Annotated in this window: 20 protein-coding genes and 2 pseudogenes; 5 read left to right on the top strand and 17 right to left on the bottom strand. The window is 66.1% G+C overall.

Going from position 1 to position 18,924, the window contains the following annotated elements:
* Nucleotides 1-19: 19 nt before the first annotated feature.
* The 8 genes from ABT288_RS20115 to ABT288_RS20080 form a co-directional block, all read right to left on the bottom strand.
* A complete protein-coding gene (locus tag ABT288_RS20115; RefSeq protein ID WP_107069211.1) occupies nt 20-175 on the bottom strand; it encodes a hypothetical protein in 156 nt (51 codons plus the stop codon).
* A 13-nt stretch (nt 176-188) separates the two neighbouring features.
* Complete coding sequence (locus ABT288_RS20110) at nt 189-380, bottom strand: mobile element transfer protein (RefSeq protein ID WP_225101442.1); 192 nt, start codon at nt 378-380, stop codon at nt 189-191.
* Between the two features lies 1 nt (nt 381).
* The gene (locus ABT288_RS20105; RefSeq protein WP_225101441.1) at nt 382-576 is read right to left on the bottom strand and encodes a hypothetical protein; all 195 of its coding nucleotides are present in this window, start codon (nt 574-576) and stop codon (nt 382-384) included.
* 20 nt (nt 577-596) lie between these two features.
* The gene (locus ABT288_RS20100; RefSeq protein ID WP_351609357.1) at nt 597-1,271 is read right to left on the bottom strand and encodes a DUF2637 domain-containing protein; all 675 of its coding nucleotides are present in this window, start codon (nt 1,269-1,271) and stop codon (nt 597-599) included.
* A complete protein-coding gene (locus tag ABT288_RS20095; protein WP_351609354.1) occupies nt 1,271-1,474 on the bottom strand; it encodes a hypothetical protein in 204 nt (67 codons plus the stop codon). Before ABT288_RS20095 ends, ABT288_RS20100 begins: the two co-directional genes overlap by 1 nt.
* Nucleotides 1,475-1,559: 85 nt before the next feature.
* The gene (locus ABT288_RS20090; RefSeq protein ID WP_351609351.1) at nt 1,560-2,915 is read right to left on the bottom strand and encodes an FtsK/SpoIIIE domain-containing protein; all 1,356 of its coding nucleotides are present in this window, start codon (nt 2,913-2,915) and stop codon (nt 1,560-1,562) included.
* Nucleotides 2,916-2,917: 2 nt separating this feature from the next.
* Nucleotides 2,918-3,274 carry an SCO3933 family regulatory protein gene (locus tag ABT288_RS20085; protein ID WP_225101437.1) on the bottom strand — a complete coding sequence of 119 codons (357 nt, stop codon included), beginning with the start codon at nt 3,272-3,274 and terminating at the stop codon, nt 2,918-2,920.
* A gap of 136 nt (nt 3,275-3,410) precedes the next feature.
* Nucleotides 3,411-4,190, bottom strand: a complete 780-nt coding sequence (locus ABT288_RS20080; protein ID WP_351609348.1) for a GntR family transcriptional regulator — start codon at nt 4,188-4,190, stop codon at nt 3,411-3,413.
* 18 nt (nt 4,191-4,208) lie between these two features.
* On the opposite strand from ABT288_RS20080, the pseudogene ABT288_RS20075 reads away from it, so the two are divergent.
* Nucleotides 4,209-4,666 (top strand): annotated as a pseudogene (locus tag ABT288_RS20075) (NUDIX hydrolase).
* A gap of 110 nt (nt 4,667-4,776) precedes the next feature.
* Here the strand turns inward: ABT288_RS20075 and ABT288_RS20070 are convergent.
* On the bottom strand, nt 4,777-5,064 hold the full coding sequence (locus ABT288_RS20070) for a hypothetical protein (protein ID WP_351609345.1): 288 nt from the start codon (nt 5,062-5,064) through the stop codon (nt 4,777-4,779).
* A gap of 650 nt (nt 5,065-5,714) precedes the next feature.
* On the opposite strand from ABT288_RS20070, the gene ABT288_RS20065 reads away from it, so the two are divergent.
* Nucleotides 5,715-6,872, top strand: a complete 1,158-nt coding sequence (locus ABT288_RS20065) for a PP2C family protein-serine/threonine phosphatase (protein ID WP_351609342.1) — start codon at nt 5,715-5,717, stop codon at nt 6,870-6,872.
* Nucleotides 6,873-7,155: 283 nt separating this feature from the next.
* Here ABT288_RS20065 and ABT288_RS20060 read toward each other — a convergent pair whose 3' ends face one another.
* A complete protein-coding gene (locus tag ABT288_RS20060; RefSeq protein WP_351609340.1) occupies nt 7,156-7,734 on the bottom strand; it encodes a hypothetical protein in 579 nt (192 codons plus the stop codon).
* Between the two features lie 279 nt (nt 7,735-8,013).
* On the opposite strand from ABT288_RS20060, the pseudogene ABT288_RS20055 reads away from it, so the two are divergent.
* Nucleotides 8,014-9,252, top strand: a pseudogene (locus ABT288_RS20055) (IS256 family transposase).
* Between the two features lie 240 nt (nt 9,253-9,492).
* Here the strand turns inward: ABT288_RS20055 and ABT288_RS20050 are convergent.
* Together ABT288_RS20050 and ABT288_RS50270 are read right to left on the bottom strand one after the other, a co-directional pair.
* Nucleotides 9,493-9,795, bottom strand: coding sequence for a hypothetical protein (locus tag ABT288_RS20050; protein ID WP_351609338.1), 303 nt, complete (start codon nt 9,793-9,795; stop codon nt 9,493-9,495).
* A gap of 60 nt (nt 9,796-9,855) precedes the next feature.
* Nucleotides 9,856-10,925, bottom strand: a protein-coding gene (locus tag ABT288_RS50270) for an IS630 family transposase (protein WP_502972785.1) whose coding sequence is annotated in 2 segments (ribosomal slippage) — nt 9,856-10,476 and nt 10,479-10,925 — 1,068 coding nt in all. Because the reading frame shifts where the segments join, the coding sequence is not laid out codon by codon here.
* Nucleotides 10,926-11,151: 226 nt separating this feature from the next.
* On the opposite strand from ABT288_RS50270, the gene ABT288_RS20035 reads away from it, so the two are divergent.
* The gene (locus ABT288_RS20035; protein WP_351609334.1) at nt 11,152-12,000 is read left to right on the top strand and encodes an HNH endonuclease; all 849 of its coding nucleotides are present in this window, start codon (nt 11,152-11,154) and stop codon (nt 11,998-12,000) included.
* A 272-nt stretch (nt 12,001-12,272) separates the two neighbouring features.
* Here the strand turns inward: ABT288_RS20035 and ABT288_RS20030 are convergent, their stop codons facing one another.
* The 3 genes from ABT288_RS20030 to ABT288_RS20020 all read right to left on the bottom strand — a co-directional run bounded on the left by ABT288_RS20030 (nt 12,273) and on the right by ABT288_RS20020 (nt 14,890).
* Complete coding sequence (locus ABT288_RS20030; RefSeq protein ID WP_351609331.1) at nt 12,273-12,803, bottom strand: hypothetical protein; 531 nt, start codon at nt 12,801-12,803, stop codon at nt 12,273-12,275.
* A 156-nt stretch (nt 12,804-12,959) separates the two neighbouring features.
* On the bottom strand, nt 12,960-13,487 hold the full coding sequence (locus ABT288_RS20025) for a hypothetical protein (RefSeq protein ID WP_351218132.1): 528 nt from the start codon (nt 13,485-13,487) through the stop codon (nt 12,960-12,962).
* Nucleotides 13,488-13,636: 149 nt separating this feature from the next.
* The gene (locus tag ABT288_RS20020) at nt 13,637-14,890 is read right to left on the bottom strand and encodes an IS256 family transposase (protein ID WP_351609328.1); all 1,254 of its coding nucleotides are present in this window, start codon (nt 14,888-14,890) and stop codon (nt 13,637-13,639) included.
* Between the two features lie 1,182 nt (nt 14,891-16,072).
* On the opposite strand from ABT288_RS20020, the gene ABT288_RS20015 reads away from it, so the two are divergent.
* Complete coding sequence (locus ABT288_RS20015) at nt 16,073-16,480, top strand: hypothetical protein (protein WP_351609325.1); 408 nt, start codon at nt 16,073-16,075, stop codon at nt 16,478-16,480.
* Between the two features lie 1,039 nt (nt 16,481-17,519).
* Here ABT288_RS20015 and ABT288_RS20010 read toward each other — a convergent pair.
* Together ABT288_RS20010 and ABT288_RS20005 are read right to left on the bottom strand one after the other, a co-directional pair.
* Nucleotides 17,520-18,191, bottom strand: a complete 672-nt coding sequence (locus ABT288_RS20010; RefSeq protein ID WP_351609322.1) for an 8-oxoguanine DNA glycosylase OGG fold protein — start codon at nt 18,189-18,191, stop codon at nt 17,520-17,522.
* Nucleotides 18,192-18,607: 416 nt separating this feature from the next.
* A complete protein-coding gene (locus ABT288_RS20005) occupies nt 18,608-18,898 on the bottom strand; it encodes a hypothetical protein (protein ID WP_502972787.1) in 291 nt (96 codons plus the stop codon).
* Between the last annotated feature and the right edge of the window lie 26 nt (nt 18,899-18,924).

Here is an 18,924-nt window from a genome sequence, read left to right as displayed (position 1 = left end):
GTCTCCTCTCGCGGGCGGGCTACTTGACGAGCGCGTTGATGGCCGGGGCGAGGACGCTGTCGGCAAGGAGGAAGCCGCCGAGCAGGAGCACGGCGATGAGCCAGGCGGGCGGGCGGATGAGCTTGACGCCGAGGTAGCCGACGACGAGCAGGGCGAACCAGAGCGGTACCTGCATGGCGGTGGGTCTCCTAGCGGACGCGGCAGCGGTGGGTGCGGGCGGCGAGTTGGGCCGCGGACTGGCTGGAGTAGTCGGCGGACCAACCGCAGTCGTCGGAGGTGCACACGGCGGCGTGCTTGGTCTGGCCGTGGCGGTCGCGGTGCGTGCCGATCTGCACCGGGCCGATGTGCATCACGGAGTGGAAGTGGTCGCGGGCGGGCATGTCAGTCGGTCTCCTCTCGGGCCGTGGTCGGGGCGGGGAAGCTGGCGCGGATACCGGCGGCGGTGGCCGGGTCGGCGGTGAGGCGGGCGGCTTCCTCGGCGAGCAGGTGGGCGAGGAAGGGCCGGTTGGCGGCAGCCATCTCGCGGGCGCCGTCGAGGTAGTCGGAGGCGGTCAGGTCGGCCGGGTCGCGGGTCACTGGTCTTCCTCTCGTGCTGGTCAGGTGAGGTGGGCGGCGATGGCGTCGGCGAGGTGGGGCGGGACACCGAGGCGGGAGCGCAGGGTGTCTGTGTCGATCGGGGCACCGGTACGGGCGCGGTACTCGTCGGCGACCTTGCGGGCGTGGTCGACCAGGACGGCAGGGACCGGAGGAGCGGGGGCCGGGGCCGGAGATGCGGGGGCCGCGTCAGGATCGGGCACCGGCTCAGTTGCCGATGCACGTTCGGCGTCCGGGACCGGCTGCTCGACCGGAGACACGACCTCCTCCACGTCCGCGACAGATGCCGGCGGCACCGGTCCCGACTCCGCAGCCGACGAGTGCGCGAGGAGCGTTCCGCCGAGGAAGGCGAGCGCGGGCCATCCGGCGATGCCGAGGCGGAGCAGGGCGGGCGGGTCGGCCAGATCCAGGAACCCGGCCGTGGCGACGTTGGCGCCGAGCGAGGCGAACAGCGCGACGAGGAACCAGCACCAGGCCAGCCGAGACGGGCCCTCACTGCGCAGGCGCCGCCAGGCGGCGACCAAGAGCAGGTCGACACTGACCGGGTAGGCCCAGGCCTTCCACCCGTTCTGACCGGCAGCGGAGGCCAGATCGTGCAGGTGAGCGAAGGACAGGGCACCGGCGATGACGGCCTGGACAAGGACCGCGTCGACACGGAGGCCGTGACGGGAACCCATCAGGAGTCACCGGGGTAGTCCGGGCCGCCGTCGGGGTCGTAGCCGGGCGGGAAGGTGCCGGGCGGGGGTTCGGGTAGCGAGACGGCGAGGGACGCGCTGACGGCTTCCACGAAGTCGAGGTCGGCGCCGGTCATATCGGCGTACAAGGCGAGTTGGCCGAGCAGGAGCACGGTCCGGGCGAAGTCCTCGCAGTTCGGGCACACTTCGGGGTCTCCCTTCTTTGGGCATGGCGGGGGTAGGGACCTGACGCGAAGGCGGTCGCGCCGACCGGTGAGGATCAGAGAGAGATCAGACGGCGACTGAGGAAGCCTTGGCCAGCGACACGGGAGTGGCGGCGGAGGCGGAGAGGGCGGGCCGGAACGGAGCCAGCTCGGGCAGGTCCGGGGTCCGGTCGGCGTGCCGGTTGCAGATGTTCACGGCCTGGCGGAGCGAGGTATGCGGGGCGCGGATGCGGTGCCACCCTCCGGAGGAGTCGCCCGAGATGGCGAGTCCCCGCATTTCGGCCGGGATCTGGATGGCGGCGAGTACGGCGTCCGGGGCGATGTCGCCGAAGGCCATGTTGGCGGATGTCTCGTCGTTGACGCGGTGGGCGGTTCGGCCGGTGAGCTGGGCGCGGAGCATGGTGATGCCCTTGCCGAGTTCGGAGCCGAAGCGCTGCCCGCAGATTTCAAGGTAGATACCGGCCGCGCGGCCGAGCTGGGCGAGGCGAACCAGGGCGGTAATGATGCGATCCCGGCGCTTTTCCTCCTCCTTGTTGGCGTACAGGGCGAGTTCGGCGACCTCGTCGACCAGGACCACGACCGGGACCGGGCGCAGGTGATCGGGCAGGTCCCAGATGTCGGCGGCGATCTCCGCGTCCGGCACGTCGGCGGCGATGCGCTGCTGAGCCCGGATGACCTCATAGATGCGCCCCATCCGGACCACGAGCGCATCGAGTACTTCGGCGGCGGTGTCGGGATCGTCGGCCAGCGCCGAGAACCGGCGGGCCAGCGGGAACAGCTCAACCCCCTGCTTGCAGTCGATGCCGACGAGGGCGACGTCCATCGGCGCGAGTCCCGCGACCAGGTTGCGCTGGTAGACGGACTTGCCGGACTCCGTGGCCCCGAGGGTGAGGGCGTGGGGTATCGCCCGGTAGTCGCGGTAGTGCACTGAGCCGTCCTGCCGCAGGGCGACCGGTACCCGCATTGGCCGGATGTCGGTCTTGGCCGGCATCTGCACCCGCTTGAGGACGTCGTAGCCGGTCATCCGCACCTCTACGACGCCGGAGCGCAGCTCTCGCGAGGTCACGCCGTACATGGAGAACGAGTGCCGGAGCCGGTCCGAGGCGGCGGCGATGTCGAAGGCGTCCTGCCCGGGGCGGAGCTTGAGCCGCAGGACCAGGCCGGTGCGAGTGGGCCGCAACCGCAGGATGCGCGGGGCCCGTGGTCCCGGTATCGGCCGGTTGGTGGCACGGGCGAGAGCGAGGCGCCACCGCGCAGGCGGCACCGTTAACCCGCACGCGTCCATGACGGAGCCGTACCGGACCAGGACCCGCACCACGGCCAGCGTGACCCCGAAGGTCAGCCAGTACCAGGCGGGGCGCCGCCACCGCAGAAGAACCGCGGCGACGGCGACCAGCACCAGGGAGACCGAGAAGCCGGTCATGATCAGGCCGCCTTGGGCCCTGCGGCGGCGTCGGCGAGCGAGGTGACCGCGACCGCGCGGAACGCGATGCCGTGCCGCTTCTGGCCGTTGAAGTCGTTCTCCCAGGGGCGGGCGATCAAGCCGGTGAGTGCGACCGGCGTGCCCATGGCCAGTTCGCCGGTGATGCCGGGCTCCGGGACGGTGATGGAGAGGATCTCCACCTCCTCGTTCGCCGCGAACATCACGTCGACCGTCATCAGCTTGGCCCCGGTCTCGGCGTCGGTGGCGATCTCGCCGGTACGGCGGTCACGGACCTTGACCTGCGGGGACTTGGCGACCATCACGACCGCGCCGGCGGTGTCGACGGGAATCTGACGCAGAGATCACTCCTCTATAGATGCTGAACTCCGCCACTCATGCACATGAGCGACATGAAGAAGAGTGCCTGACTCCTGTACATGAGTCAATCCGCCACGAAGAGGAACTCGTGACGGGTTGCGGAGAGTTGAGTGCGCGTCAGTCGGCGGCACGGATCCGGTACTCGAAAACGAACTGGTCAGCGGCCATGAGGGTGTCGCACACTTCAACCACGAGACCCGCGGTCGTACGGGCCTCACGGATCAGATGAACCACGGGCGCACCCGGACTCAGTGCCAGCTCCGAGGCTTCCGCCTTGGAGGCCGGCCGCGCTTGCAGCGTCTCGACGAACTCCGCGAACTCATGCCCGTGGTCTTCGAGTCGGGCGTAGATGCCACCGCCGCCGGGGTTCTCGGCGAACAGCTCCGGGATGTCCTTCACGACGTCCCAGGGCAGGTACGACGTCGCGGTCTCGACCGGGGTGCCGTTACGGAAGTACAGGCGACGACGAGCCAGCACCTGCGTACCGACCGAGACGCCCAGTCGCTGGGCGGCATCCTCGGGCGCCTCCATGGGCCCGATGTAGAGAACGCTGACTTTGGCGGTGGCGCCGGACTGAGCGGACTCCGCGAGGTGGGCCGCCTGTCCGCCCTGCCGGAGCGAGCGCCGGAAGCGATCGGAGGAGCGGTGCCGCACCGGAGGCCGGTTCTTCACGATCGAGCCCTTGCCGTGCCGGGTCTCGACCAGCCCACTCGCCCGCACCTCGACCATGGCCTTACGGATCGTCCCGCCGGACACGCCGTAGCGCTCCACCAGCTCAGACTCACTCGGCACCATGTCGCCAGGCTTGAGAACTCCCGCCCGGATCTGTTGCACGATCTCGTCCGCGATCTGCACGTACCGAGGTCCGGACCCGACCCCTCCAGCCGCAGTTCCCATAGTCCTTCTCTGCCTCCTATGCTCCTCTACATGAGTCAAGCACAGGAAGCGACGCCGTCTCCCCTGCACTCCGTATCCGTGGCCGGAGTGGTGGTGCGCGAGGACGGCCGCCTCCTGGCGATCCGCCGAGCCGACAACGGCACCTGGGAACTCCGGGCATCCTCGAACTCAACGAGACCTCCGAGGCCGGCGTCGCCCGCGAGGTCCTGGAGGAGACCGGCATCCACGTCGAGGTCGACGAACTGACCGGCGTCTACAAGAACCTCACCCGCGGCATCGTGGCCCTGGTCTTCCGCTGCAAGCCCTCCGGCGGCACAGAGCGCGCCTCAAGCGAGTCCACGGCTGTTGCTTGGCTCACACCCGACGAGGTCAGCGCGCGTATGTCCGAGGTCTTCGCCGTCAGGCTTTTGGACGCCTTGGACGGCAACGGCCCGCACGTACGCAGCCACGATGGCAGGCAGCTGCTCACCCGATGACAGAAGCGGATAACGCACGTCGGCAACCGAGGCACATCACGGAGCTCTCCAGCGTCCATGAGTTCCTTGATGAGATACGCCTCCGCCCCGGTACGTGGCTACGCGGCGGCTCACTCCAGCACTTGGACTCCATGCTCATCGGCTACCGAGCCGCGATGGCAGTGCACGGTGCCGAGGAAGACTTCCCCTTCTGGAGCCCTGGCACTCAGGGCCCGTTCGCCGAGTGGTTGTGGCAGCGGCTCGGCCGTCACAGCTCCCTTGGCTGGGCGGTCGAGATCGAACGCGAGGCACAAGAGGCCGGCGTACCTGCGGTTGAGCTGTTCTTCAGCCTGTTCGATGAGTACCGACGAGAGGCCCACCCAGCCGAGGGATAAGACTTTCCCTACTTCATCAAGCACCCGTCGTCGCTTCGCTCCTCCGGGCGGGCGCGGGCGGCCGGCGGCGCCCGCGCTCATGTCTCCGCCCCGCTCGGCACCGCCGGCCGCCCGCTCCCGCCCAAGAGGCAGGCACACGGGGCATCAGGTCAGAACACGCCGTGGCTGGGGCGGTCGGCTCCGCGACTTTAGCCAGCCGCTTTGGCGCGAGCCTCGAAGATCATGGCCCCAACGTCGTGCTTTACCGGGCAGGTCCACAGACTGCCCGACGCGCCGGAAGCTTACGGGGCCATGATCACTCGCGCCAAAGCAGCTCCCGGCCAAAGTCGCTACGCCGACCGCTCGGTACCGTGCACCACGAGGGACGGCGGGTCAGTCGTCACCCCAGCCGCGGAACGTCCCTGCCCAGCGGCGGAGACTCGCCCTGATCAAGCCCGGCCGGCATCCACAAAGCTTGTGACCTACCACACATGACCCCGCATGCCCGTATATGTCCGTTTCAATTGATAGAATCATCAGAATAGATGATCTGATCCTAGAGGGAGCAGCGCATGGCATTCACTTTCCGCGACCCTGCGTGTACGGCTCCGCGTGGCATGCAGGAGCCACACCTGATGCATCACCGAGCCAGGCCGTCACTCGTTCACTCGCGCACCTTGCCGCAATCACGATCCATGCTGACCATCACCCTGCTGTTCATTCTGGCGATCACACTCATCGATCTTCAGGTGCCTGGCGCAGTTCATCTCGGCGACTTGCTGATCATGGCGCCTGTACTCACTTCCTGGTACGCGAGCTCCCGGGTCACCGGACTTGTCGGCGTCATGGCCGTGTCGGCTTTGATGGCCATCTACCTGGTCCGCCAATCGGTGAACCCGCCACAGGCGGCTGCCCTCATTGCGACCTCGGTGGCCGTCGTGATCGCCCGGTACCTGACGGAACGGGGACAGCGAAAGCTGGTCCAGCTGCGCGCAGTCGCCGAGGCCACGCAACGCGCCATACTGCCTCCCCTCCCCCACCGACTCGGCCCTCTTCACCTGGCCTCGACGTACCTGGCGGCAGAGAACGAAGCACGCATCGGCGGAGATCTCTACGCCGCCGTGCGCACGCCCACGGGAACACGGTTGATCATCGGCGACGTACGAGGCAAGGGCCTGGCGGCGGTCGGCAACGCCGCCCACACCATCAGCACGTTCCGCGACGCCGCCCGCCGGCTGACCACGCTGCCGGAACTCGCCGCCTACCTGGATTCAAGCGTCCGCAGCGACGCATCCGAAGCAGTGAGCCCCGAACAGACCGAAGAGGCGTTCGTCACCGCCACTCTCCTCGAAATCCCCGACGCCGAGCCCCTCGTGCGGAGCGTCACCTGCGGACACCCCCCACCGCTACTCCTACGAGCGCACGACGTCGTGCCCCTGGAAGCCGGCCAACCCGCGCCCCCGCTGGGCCTGGGCGCATTGACGCAAACCACCTACCACCTCGACACCTTCGCCCTAGGGGCCGAAGACACCCTCCTCCTCTACACCGACGGTGCCATCGAAGCCCGCAATACCGACGGCGAGTTCTACCCGCTCGCCAAACGACTCACCCACCAGAACCACCGCCATTCCACGGCACTCCTCAACCATCTCCGCGGCGACCTTCTCAACCACGTCGGCGGCCGACTCGACGACGACGCCGCCTTGATCGCCATCCAACGTCAACCCGCTGACGGCATAGCGCCATCGGTTGACCAATCGACCTGTGATGAGTGGGGCGTCTCGATGTCCTTCGATATGCGGTCACGCAGCACTTCTGGCCTGGGGGAACGACCCAGTGCAGTACAGCAGTGAAGTACAGCAACCACCACGACCGCCACGGACCGCCAACGGTCCTTGGCGACCAGTTGACCAGCCCACCTGACCTCAATGACCATCCTGCCCATAGTTCGCATCGAGGGGGCCAGGCAACGGGAACCACTAGCGGCCCCGGGGGTATCCCTGGGGCCGTCTGTGGGCCGTCCGAGGGCGGCCGACGACGACAGATGACGACAGCCGAAGGCAGCCCTCCCCTGGTGAGCGATGGTGGGTTGGGTACCGGCGCAGGCGCCCATCAGCGAAGCAGTGTTGAGGAACATCAGTCCTCGGCCGCGTCGCGGGAGGGCGGGAGTAAGCGGGAGGGCGGGAGTAAGAGGTCGCGCTCCGGATGTCTCTCACCGGTGACGTTCCCCGAGATGCCCAGGTCTTGCCGGGCCGCTTCATGGAAGGTGTTGATCGCCCGGAACGCGGCGCGATGCCGTTCACGCCATTCGCTGAGAGTCCCTGTGAGCTTTCCTTCCGCCTGCCAGACGATCTCGGCAAGCAGTGAGTTCAGCTCATGGCCAGCCTCGATCGCATCGTCGCCGCCGAAGAGCATGACCCGTTCGAAGGCAGACCCCCAGCGTTGGCTTGCTTCAGCTAGGTCCCTGCGAAGCTCTTCCTTGGGCCTGTGATCTTCACGCAGCCCTTCTCTGACCTCGTACACCCGAACGGACGCGGCGATCCGCGCCTTCGCAGCGTCCACGTACTCCGCGTACGTCTCGACCTTCTTGTCGTCCCACCGGGTCATGAGTTGGTGGCGGATCTTGCTCCGCTCCATGAGGTGGTTGGTGACATGGGTGGACAGCGCACCAAGCAGTACGGCTCCTATCGTCACGAACTGCTCGCCCGTCCCCATCCCGCCCCCAGCCATAACTCCTCGAAGATGACCAGATGATCTTACGAGCGCTCGTCGTCTGGAATCACTGGAAGGCCGAAAGCGACGGTGCCCGGTTGAGCCGAACCATGCGCCATTCGGCTCATCGCCTGGAGGCACGGGAGCGGGGTTGCGTCCTTGGAAGTGGTGTACGGGTTCGACCTGATCCGGGGGTTTGCTCCGGCGTCGGGGTGATGCCCGCATAGACGCACGGCCACCGGCTGATCTTCGAGGTGTCGAAGCCCGAAGGAGATCAGCACGATGACCGCACCCGACAGTCTGCCCCTGCGTGCCCTCGCCGAAGACAACCTCGCCGCGGCGAGTCCTGATCTGCTGCGCGCGATGGTCAAGACGTTCGCCGACGCACTCATGTCCGCCGAGGCCGACGCCCTCTGCAACGCCGAATACGGCCAGGTCAGCGAGGAAAGAGTCAACCACCGCAACGGTTACCGCCCACGCGAGTGGGACACAAGGGCCGGCACGATCGAGCTGGCCATCCCCAAGCTCAGGTCCGGCAGCTACTTCCCGCACTGGCTGCTGGAACGCCGGCGCCGGGCCGAACAGGCCCTGATCTCGGTCGTGGCCACCGCCTATCTGCTCGGTGTCAGCACCCGCCGGGTCGAGAAACTCGCCGAGTCGCTCGGCGTCACGCAGCTGTCGAAGTCGTAGGTCTCGGCGATGGCCCGGCACCTGGACGAGCAGGTCACCGCATTCCGCAACCGCCCGTTGGACGCCGGGCCGTATGCGTTCATCTGGGTGGATGCGCTGACTCAGAAGGTCCGCGAGGGCGGCCGCATCATCAACGTCCACGCCCTGATCGCGGTGGGCGTGAACGCCGACGGCCACCGGGAAATCCTCGGCCTGGACGTCGCCACCGCCGAGGACGGTGCCGGCTGGCTGGCGTTCCTGCGCTCGCTCATCGCCCGCGGCCTGTCCGGCGTCCAGCTGGTCGTCTCCGACGCCCACGCCGGCCTCATCGACGCTGTCGGTGCCGTTTTGCCCGGCGCCTCCTGGCAGAGGTGCCGCACCCACCACGCCCGCAACTTGCTGAGCCAGGTGCCCAAGTCGGCCCAGCCGTGGGTGGCCACGCTGCTGCGGACGGTCTTCGAACAGCCCGACACCGACGCGGTGAAGGCCCAGATGCGGCATGTCCTGGACGCACTGGAGGCGAAGTTCCCCAAAGCCGCCGAGCACCTGGATGCTGCTCAGCACGACCTGCTGGCCTTCGCCACGTTCCCGCGTGAGATCTGGCGGCAGATCTGGTCCAACAACCCGCAGGAGAGGCTGAACAAGGAGATCCGCCGCCGCACCGACGTCGTGGGCATCTTCCCCGACCGCACCGCCCTGATCCACCTGGTCGGCGCGGTGCTGGCCGAACAGAACGACGAGTGGACCGAAGCCCGCCGCTACATGGGACTCGACCTGCTGGCCAAGGCCCGCCTCCACCCGATCGAGTCAGAAACCGACGACACCGTCCTGCCCACCGAACTCACCGCATAGCCTCGAAAACAAGATCACCGAGTGGCCGTCAATACACCACCTCGGCGGACGTGACCGAGAGCGGCAGAGCGCAACCGTGCCCTCCACGTGCCCGATCCAGCAGCTTCTGCCGGGGAACAGCGGGGAGCCACAGTCATCGCACCCAGAACACGCAGGTCAGCGTCTCGGCAGGTAAGCAGCTACTGAACTTGAACTCGTGATGTCGGCCCAGAGTCTCGCCGTGCCGCCGGGGCGGCTGCTCTACGATCCCGTGCTTGCCAACCGTGAGGCGACGATCGCCACGAAGTGCTGCAAGACGGCGAACGGCAGCGTTTGCGTCTTGTCGAAGAAGACCTCTGCAGGCTTCTCCTCCTCGGGCGCGTAGACAACCACCGTCACGGCTGTCGGCCCTGGAGCCGGTGAAGCAGGCATGGAAGGGGCTCCGCCTGGAACCATGCGGGCCTCGCTGAGCTCGAGATGAGTGGTCCGGCTCTCGCTCGCACCTGTCTCGGTGGTGAGAGCGCAGTACAGATCACCGTCGTAGTCCCAGGTCAGCAAAGACATGGCGGTGATGCTGCCACACCTGCCGCCGTCAGCGGTCGGGCATTAATATCACTGCGTCCATCAACGGGCCGGATCCAAGGTCAGGCCCGTGCCGGCGAGACAGCCATCGACCACATCAGGGCGGTACTGGATCTGCTTGAGCCGGCGTTTCACGGCGCGGGTGATCTGGTCGAGATCGGCCGCTGCGAGGTTGCCGATGTCACGCTTGACCAGCGACCAGATGCCCTCCTGCGGATTCAGATCTGGAGCGTAGGCCGGCAGCTGGAAGACGGTGAGCCACTCGGCGTTCGCTTCGATGAACTCCTTCATACCTGCAGTCAGGTGGAGGCGGACGTTGTCCCAGACCAGCACGATCGGACCGCCGAGCTGGATGCGGGCGCGGACGACCAGGTCGCGGAAGTCTCGCCAGCCGAAGCCCTTCGGCTCGTCTTTGCGGCCTCGGTACTCGCGGATCGCATAGATGAGCCGAGACCGCTGGCCCGGCTTGTAGCAGGCCATGCCTGCCATCGACACCCGTCCCGAGCCCCGCCCCCTGACCCGAGCAACGGGCGTCCGGCCGATCCGGCCCCAGGTCCTGGCACGCGGCGGAGTCATCGACTGCCCGGCCTCGTCTTCGAAGACGATCCAGGCCCCGCGCTCCGCCGCGGTTCTCTTACCCGCGGCCAAGTCTCCTTCTTCCACACCTCGACCGCCGAGTCGTCCCGCTCGATCGCCCGCCGGGCCGGCTGCTGCCACGACCAGCCGTGCCGCTTCAGCAACCGCCAGGTGCCCTCGACGGTGTACGAGACGTGGAAGAGCCGGCCGATCAGCGACTTGATCCGCGCGAGCGTCCATCGCTGGTCCGCCCAGCCGTGGGCCAGCGGACCGCGTTCCAACTCGCGCTCCAGTCTCACGATTTGTGCATCGCTGAGCCGGGGCCGCCCTGGGGAACCTTTTGACAGGACCCCGGCCTCCCCGTATTCGCGCCATGCCCGTCGCCACCGCTCCACTGACCGCTCGCTCACCCGGAGCGCGGCAGCGACCTCAGCGTTCTTCTGTCCGGCCCGGAAGCCCTCCACGGCTTGCTGCCGTAACCGCTCCCGTGCGGCCCTCCCCGCCTCGGTCAGCCCACCGCCCTGTGCATACCTCACGCCCCAGGGCTACCGGTGCCAACGGCCGACTGTCAGGCGAACGGCACCGACATCACCTAATCAAGTTCAGTATCTACGTACGCGATCTTCCAAACTAGGGCTTTACCTTCAGGTGACTCACTCGACTGTGGCATCGAAACTTCGCCGACCCCGTTTTCCGGACACAGCAAGGGATCCCGGCTAGCTTAGGTACATCTACCGTGGTCGATAAGCCAGAGGTAAAACCTTGTTCGAGAACCGCCCTAAGACACCATCTGAAGTCAAGCGCAAGCTGCGCCAGCATGCCCGCTTCGGCTGCTGCCGATGCGGCCTCCCTATCTACCAGTACCACCACATTATCCCGTATAGCGAAGACCAGCATTTCCGGGTAGAAGACATGATGCTCCTCTGCCCTCTATGCCACGACATGGCGACGAAGGGTGTTTTCACCCAGGAGCAGCAAAGGGAGATGCAGGTAAGCCCATTCAACGCACGAAAGGGCTTGGCGGGAGGAATGCTCCACACCAACCAAGAGTACTGTGCGGTGCTGGCAGGCGGCGTTCTCCTAGTGAACGAAGGGCCAGTAATCATTGCAGACGGGGAACCGCTGCTCGCTCTCACACCGGGCACGAACGGACACGTCAAGCTGTCGCTGACTCTGCACGGCGAGAAGGGCGACCTGGTAGCGCTGATTGAAGACAACGAGTGGATATCGGGCGATGTGGCAGTGTGGGACATGGAATCGGACTACCAAAAGCTGATCATCCGGTCCGCCGCCAACAATGTGACACTAAACCTGAACATGAAAGGTGAGCCAGCCCACCTTCGCGCCAAATTCTGGCGCTCTGGCTATCTAATCGACCTGCGTGGAATCGGAATCCGAGTGAACGGAGTGAATGCTGGGCAACACATCTCAGAGACCCTCGCTTTCGCCGGTATGGCTCTTGATCTAAACACGGCAATTCCGCGCGTACAACTTGCCCCGCAGCTAGAAAATGGTCTCATCGTCAGTGAGTACGATCCGTCGACGCGCCTAAATAAGGCTGTTGAAGCGTGGCGGCGCCTCAAGAGTGAAGCATCCGGCAGCCCTGGATAGGGTCGCGGTCGCTCTATCCACGCACCCGCCGCCGAGGCGCAGCCTCGCGTACGATCGCGAACTGTACTGCGCCCCCCGGCGACGAGGCTGCGAATCTGTGGACTATCTGTGGACCAATCACGCCCCACTGATCAGCCAGTCACCTGCGCATATGTTTGGGTCCGAGGCGCCCTCCGGAGCCGTTTCGCTGCCTCGAACAAGCGTCCTGGTTGAGTGATCTTCCGGCGGTGAGTAAGGCCGTCCTCACCCTGGAGAAGCACCGATGAAGAAACTTATTGTGCTTCAGCCTCGCCGCAGCCTTGGTCCACGAAGGCGATGCCACGCCAGGGCGACGGACCGCCGAGTGTCTGGTCGAGACGTTCCTGCGAGAGATGGAGTGAGCGTCGGGCCGCATTGACGAACTTCAAGTGCCCTTGGTCCAAGGCGGCGTGGACAGGTCGGAGCTCCTCAAGATCCGCTGGCTGACGATCGTGGAAGAGAATGGTGAAGTCCTCGATGACATCGCAGAGCTGGAGAGCTGCTGCGGCCGTCTCGGGATTCGCCACCAAGCTCAGCGACTGGATCGCGGCGTTGAACGGTCCCCATGCGACTGCAGGTCTGCGCCGTTCGAGGAACGCCTCACGCAGCTCCATCTCGACAGCGCCGAAAGCCTGCAGGAACCTCTCATAGGCGGACGTCTGTGTCTCCAGAAGCAACTTTCGATTCTCGCTGCGCCGCCCAACGACCCCGCCTGCAACGACGCCCACGATGGTGGCGGTGACACCACCTGCAGTGGATATCAAAAGCTCCCACGGAATAGCCATTTCCAACCCCTTGGATGGTTTCGGAAGAGCAAGGATGGGTCGAGTAACTATCAAATCCCGTGGATCAGTGGGGTAGTTTCCCTCGTGATGACCTGCTGATGGATTCCTTGTAGATGCATCCAAGACACAACCATCTTGCGTGGATTGCGGATGCGGCTACTCAGAGTTGCCTTTGGTCTGGGCGGGTAGCCACCGCTCGACTTCCGGCCAGGCAGGAGGTCCTCCCATCACCCAGTCAAGAGGCCCTTGTGAGCTGTCGAGAGACCGCCTTGCGGCGTTCACGAATGCAATCTGGCCTTGACTCAGAGCTTCATGAACCAGCTGGTACTCGCGGGCGATCTTCGGCTCACGGACGATCAAGACGCATAGTTCTCCGAGTGCTTCGAGGATCGGCCGGACGGCCGCGCTGACCTCCTGGGGGGCGACGAGGCTGAGGGCTACCAGTGCTCCGTTGAACGAGTCCCAGTCGACGGTGTTGGGCCGATTGGCCGTGTACGCCTCCCGGAGGTCGATCTCGGCTTTGGCGTATTCCCGCAGGAACGTGGCGTAGGCCGCCGACCGTGTGTCCAGAACCCTCTGCCGGTCCTGACTCCGCCGCCCTACGAACCCGCCGATCACGATGCCGAGCACCGTGGTGGCCGCTCCCAGACCAGTTGTCGTCAAGGCGTCCCAGTTGACCGCCACCCCGCACCCTCCTCGATCAACGCCCCCACTCGCAGCTAACCCTACGGGCCTGCCCCTGTTCACGACGTCGGGACTACTGGCCTCGCATAGTCTGCGACGGCTCGCAGAACCCTCTCAGCATTCGAGGACGCCAGCGCCCCGGTGGGTTTTCAGGCTGCGGCGACTTCGCCACGTTCGACCAGGAGTCCACGCTCGAATCGGGCGCCGGAGCGGACCAGGGCGACGAGTGAGGCGCCGGTGATCGCGCGCCAGCGCTCCTGGGCGGACTCGACGAGCTTGAACACCATCGCGAGGGCCGCGGCCGGGCTGCCGGCCCCGCGGGTGACCTTGGTCCGTAGTTTGACCGTGGAGAACGTGGACTCGATGGGGTTCGTGGTCCGCAGGTGGATCCAGTGCTCGGCGGGGAAGTCGTAGAACGCCAGCAGTTCCCTTGCGTCCTCGGTGATCTTCGCGACGGCCTTGGGCCACTTCGACCCGTAGGTCTTCGCGAACGCCTCGATCGCCTTCTCGGCGTGCGTGCGGTCCTCGGCGTTGTAGATTTCGTGCATCGCCTTCGTCGCGCCCGGCTGTGCTGACTTCGGCAGAGAGTTCGTGACATTTCGGGCCTTGTGGACCCAGCAGCGCTGGTGCCGGGCAGCGGGGAACACCTCGGCCAGGGCCTTCCACAACCCCATCGCGCCGTCGCCGACGACCAACTCGGGGTCGCGCATGCCGCGGCGGCGGCAGTCACGCAGCAGGTCGGCCCACGACTCGGTGGACTCCCGCAGGCCCTCGGCCAGCGCGATCAGCTCCTTGGTGCCGTCAAGCCGCACCCCGAGCAGCACCAGCACGCAGGAGTGAGCCTGGCCGAGCCGCACCTTGGGGTGCACGCCGTCGGCCCACACGTAGACGAAGTCACGGTCCGCGAGGTCGCGCTGCTGGAAGGCGGCGTGGTCGTCCTGCCACTGCCTGGTCAGCCGGGTCACGGTGGCCGACGAAAGCCCGGCCGCTGAGCCGAGGAACTGCTCCAGCGCCGGCACGAAGTCTCCCGACGACAGTCCGTGCAGGTAGAGCAGCGGCAGCACCTCGGAGACCTTCGGCGACCTGCGGCACCACGGGGCCAGGATCTTCGAGGAGAAGCGCTTGCGCTCGCCCGTGGCTTCGTCGACGCGGCGGTCATTGACCCGGGGCGCAGAGACCTTGACGGGACCTGCCGCGGTTACGACAGTGCGGGGCCGATGGTGGCCGTTGCGGACCACCAGGCGGTGCCCACGCTCGTCCCGCCCGGCGACCAACTCAGCTATGTACTGGTTGACTTCCGCCTCCAGCGCGGCGGCCAGCATCCGCCGGGCACCGTCGCGGACGATCTCGTCGATCAGGGAACCAGACTCGGTGGAACCGTCGGCATTCACTACGCTGAGCATGAGCATGCCTTCCCGACCCGTGCTGCAAACGCGAGCCTACTCGGTGACCATCAAAGGATCATTCGGGAAGGTACGCCTCCGCGTTCCGGCCCGGGGCTGATCCACAGGTCTTGAGCATTGCTCCGTGGAGTCTTGGGAAGTCACATCGCCTTTCTGGGAAGGTGCAGCCGTTAGCGGTGACGACACGTTGAGCTTTGCCGATACGGAACCTGTACTGAATCGGCTGCTTGCTCTAGGGAAAGTTCCACTCGTCCATGCGCATGAGTGGAACCTGACTCCCAACGGGCCCCTGCGCTGAGGTCTCTGACCCAACAGTGACCAAGGCGGCATCGGGCGAAGAAGTCAACGTCTGTGTTTGCGGGTGAGCGGCGCCAGTCGGGAAGAGATCTGCCAAGGGGTAGGAGTGCTGGCTGGACCCCGCGCTGAACCGCTCCCTCGCCGATCTGGAGTCCTGCCCTCCCGCCTGGGTATTTCCCTGGCGCGAAGCGGTGCGGCAGGGCCGTCTGTGGGCCGTCCGAGGAGGATCAGCGATGACCAACGACGACCAATGACAACGACCGTGCAGAGCTGGGGCCCCCAGGTCACACGAGTTGATCTGCGACACTGGTACAGCCATGCCTAAGCCCGAAGAACTGGCCTGAGGGTTCAGCGGGTGACATTCATGCCTGACATCAATGAGCACGAACGTCGGCGGACCTGGGCAGTTCGGCCCGGTCTGACGGGCGCCCGTCAGGATGCGACGAGCAAGCCCGCGGAGAGCCCGAAGGCCACGCCGCCCGTGCTGGGCGCGTGCCAGATGGTGTAGGGGACCACGGGGAGCACCGGCCAGCAGCGGGGAATCAACGGACGCGCCTACAGGCGCCGGCACGCTTCCGCCGCACGTCAGCCCCGCAGCGATCCCTAGATCACCTTAGCTTTCCAAGCTGAGGCTCCATCATCTCGGCTACAGAGCCTGCTGGGGGTGCAACCCGGTGATCGTAAGATCTGCCTGCGCTCGTGATGGCACGGCGTGAAGCGGAGGCGTTCATGAGGCTTTTCAGATGGGGACTCGCAGCCGTGGCCGCGGGGGTGAGCGTGCTGGCCATGCCTGCCGGCGCAGTTCAGGCGGCGCCGGCGGCTTCTGCCAGTTCCAAGCCGACTTGCGCTTACGGCGAGATCACCGGTTCTGGCAACCTGTCCAAGATGCCGACCTCCACGAAGGCAGGACAGAACCTGGTCACCTACACCACGGTGCGCAACGCCAAGGCGGCATCGCTCTCGGGTGTGTTCTTCGACTACCAGATGTCGGCGCCCAGCAACCACAAGGGCGCGGCACCCACCGTCTGGTGGAAGTTCAACGGCGGGTCGTGGCATCACATGATCACGGCCTGGAACCCGGCAACCAAGTCGTCCACCGCCTATTGGATCGGCGGTGACGCTGTCCTTGGAAGTCTTCCCGGTCTCACCACCCGCACCTTGGAAATGACCGTCGACTACCCCTCGGGGGCGACGCATGGGTTCTACGACGGCAACCTCTGGATGGGGGCGAAGACGTGCGGGTCCCAGCTGCTGGGGGGAATCATGGTCACCACGGCGTACCTGCCGCGGTAGACCACTGGCTATGACCCCTGCAGCAGCGAAGTACAGCAACCCCAGGAACCGTCAGCGCTTAACAACGCTCTCACGATCCACCCGGCAGCCTGTATGACCCTCGCTGACCGATCTCTGTAGAGCTACGGATCAGCAGGTGCCCGTGCCCCATCCGTGCCCGAACGTGCGGACAACCACGGGGAACCACGGTAGCGAGCGGGCAGCGCACAGCGGAACGGCCCCTGACCGTCTTGCCTGGTCAGGGGCCGTTCACTTGCGCGGTGGGTGTGGGATTTGAACCCACGGTGACTCGCGCCACGACGGTTTTCAAGATCGCTGCCAATCGCATCGACTGCTAGAACGACTGGCCGGACGACAGTCTCACCGATTCCCAATGGTCCACGATTCGCGCTGCCTCCTGGTCGAAGTCAGGGTTCGTCGGCTTCCGGAGTCCATCCACAGGCGCGACCAGATGGCACCTTCGCCCACCCCTCAGGCTGACTCGGACCTGCCGGCGGGGTTTGAAGCCTGCCAGCCGCACCACCGCGACATCGTCAACCTTCTCCCATGGGATCGTTCGCCTCACCCCGGGCCAGCGCTGGCCGATCCCCTCCGGTCCGACCGTTGTTGACGCACACGAGCCCCACAGCACAACCAAGCCCCACACGATGAGGGCGACACTCAAACCCTGGAGGGCGGCCCCTACGGTCTTCAACAACCCTCCCGACGCCCCGATGACGGCAGCGGAGACCGCCCAGCAATACAGGGCATAGAGCACGGCAACGACGCGGCGACGCGTCGGCATCTTGATCGTGATCGGGGGCACGAGCAGATCCTAGACACGCCCCTCATCTGGTGGAACCCGCCGTCTCGACCAGGCGGGAGGCCTCAGCCGCCACAGCGCTCATGGTCCACGAAGAGGCCGTGCCAGTCGCGTGCCAGATCGTGCGGGGAACCACGGGGAACACCGGGGAATCAACGGAGCCGTCCATCTGGCGTAGGCAACCTCCGCCGCAGGTCAGTGAGGCACTGAACCCTAGATCACCTTAGCTTCCCAAGCTCAGGGCTCGTCTACGCGACCGTTCAGATAGAAGAGAAGCCACTCAAGCCAGTCCGCCGTGACGCCTAGAGCCGAGGCCCAACCATGCATGGAGCTGACGTAGGTGACGTATCGGGTGGGCCAGTGGCGGGTGCCGGCCGCCTTCCAACTGGACCACCCGAGGGCGTTGAGTGAACGAAAGACCCGATCGTCGAGGATCAAAGCCCGATCCCACGTGGCGTTGCGGTCGTCCACGGCTGCAAACCATTTCGTGAAGAAGGACCTCCTCACTCCTTTGAGGGCGAACTGCCGGTAGGCCCTGCTCAAGTCGCCATCTCGGACCGCTTCGCGCGTCGCCCGGAGGACACCAGGCATGCGGGCGTCGGACAGGGCTGCTTCGGTGTAACGCGGCCCGCGTCCGTTTGTGGTGCCCGAACCCCAGATCATCACGGCCACGAACAGGTCACGCAGGCCGTCGGGATCGTCGCCAACACGATCACGGAGATCGGCCAAGTCGCCCCGACTGATGAGACGGTCACCGCTCGCCCCGGTCGCACACCCAATGCCGATATCGAGTACGTGCGCGGCTCCGTGCGGCTCCAACCATGAGCGCCACGTTCCTGGACGGAAGCGCACGGGCTCTTGTTCACAGTCACCGTAGCGGTCAACGAGCTTCTGAAGCTGCTCCATCATGCTCCCCCTGGCCATGACGGCGGCGTGCCGTGGGCCCTAGCGTATGGGAGCGCTGCCAAGGGGACACACCTCTCTGCGATTACGGAGGTACCAGCCCACTGCCAGCACGATCAGAGCTGACAGCGCGCCTGCGGCCCCTGACAAAGGTGTCCCCTGTCGCCCACCGGCCGGCCCGTGAGGATCAACTCTGGGCCGTCCGAGGCCACCCGACGCCAACCAACAACGACAGAAGCCCACGGCATCCGACGAGGTCAGAGCCGTGGGCTTCTTCCGTCCCGCTGGTCGGCGAGGCTTCTGAGTAGACCGGCTAGTCAGGCCGCGCTGCGGAGGCTGCCGTGGAAGAGCCCGGGTTCCTCTCCCCGTAAAGAGAAGCGGAACGTCACCGCCAGCAGCCGCCAAGCGCAACCATCCCCCCTTCAGGGGCGTTGAGGATCGCTCACCGCCAGGAGATGACCGCGGCTGGCTGCGACGCGGAGCACGTCCCGCAATGCCCTGGTCAGTCCCTTCGCCAACCGTCGCAGGTCCTCCGGGCCCGCGTCCTGGTCGTCGAGGGTGTCCGAGGCATGCTGCAGCAGCTCGGCTGCCGTGCCCAGTTGCACCGCTTCGATGTTGTCCGCCAGGCGGGACATGTAGCCAGCTGGGCTTGATCCGCTTTGACGGACATCGCAGATCAGGGGCTTCGGTCCCAGAAGGATGATGTCCATCATGGAGAGCATGGGGAAGAAGAAGCCGC

Origin of the sequence: Streptomyces sp. NPDC001093, from assembly GCF_040298985.1 — a bacterium.
Classification (GTDB): domain Bacteria; phylum Actinomycetota; class Actinomycetes; order Streptomycetales; family Streptomycetaceae; genus Streptomyces.
Note: the sequence above shows the minus strand (reverse complement) of the source record. Positions and strands in the feature narration are given on the sequence as shown.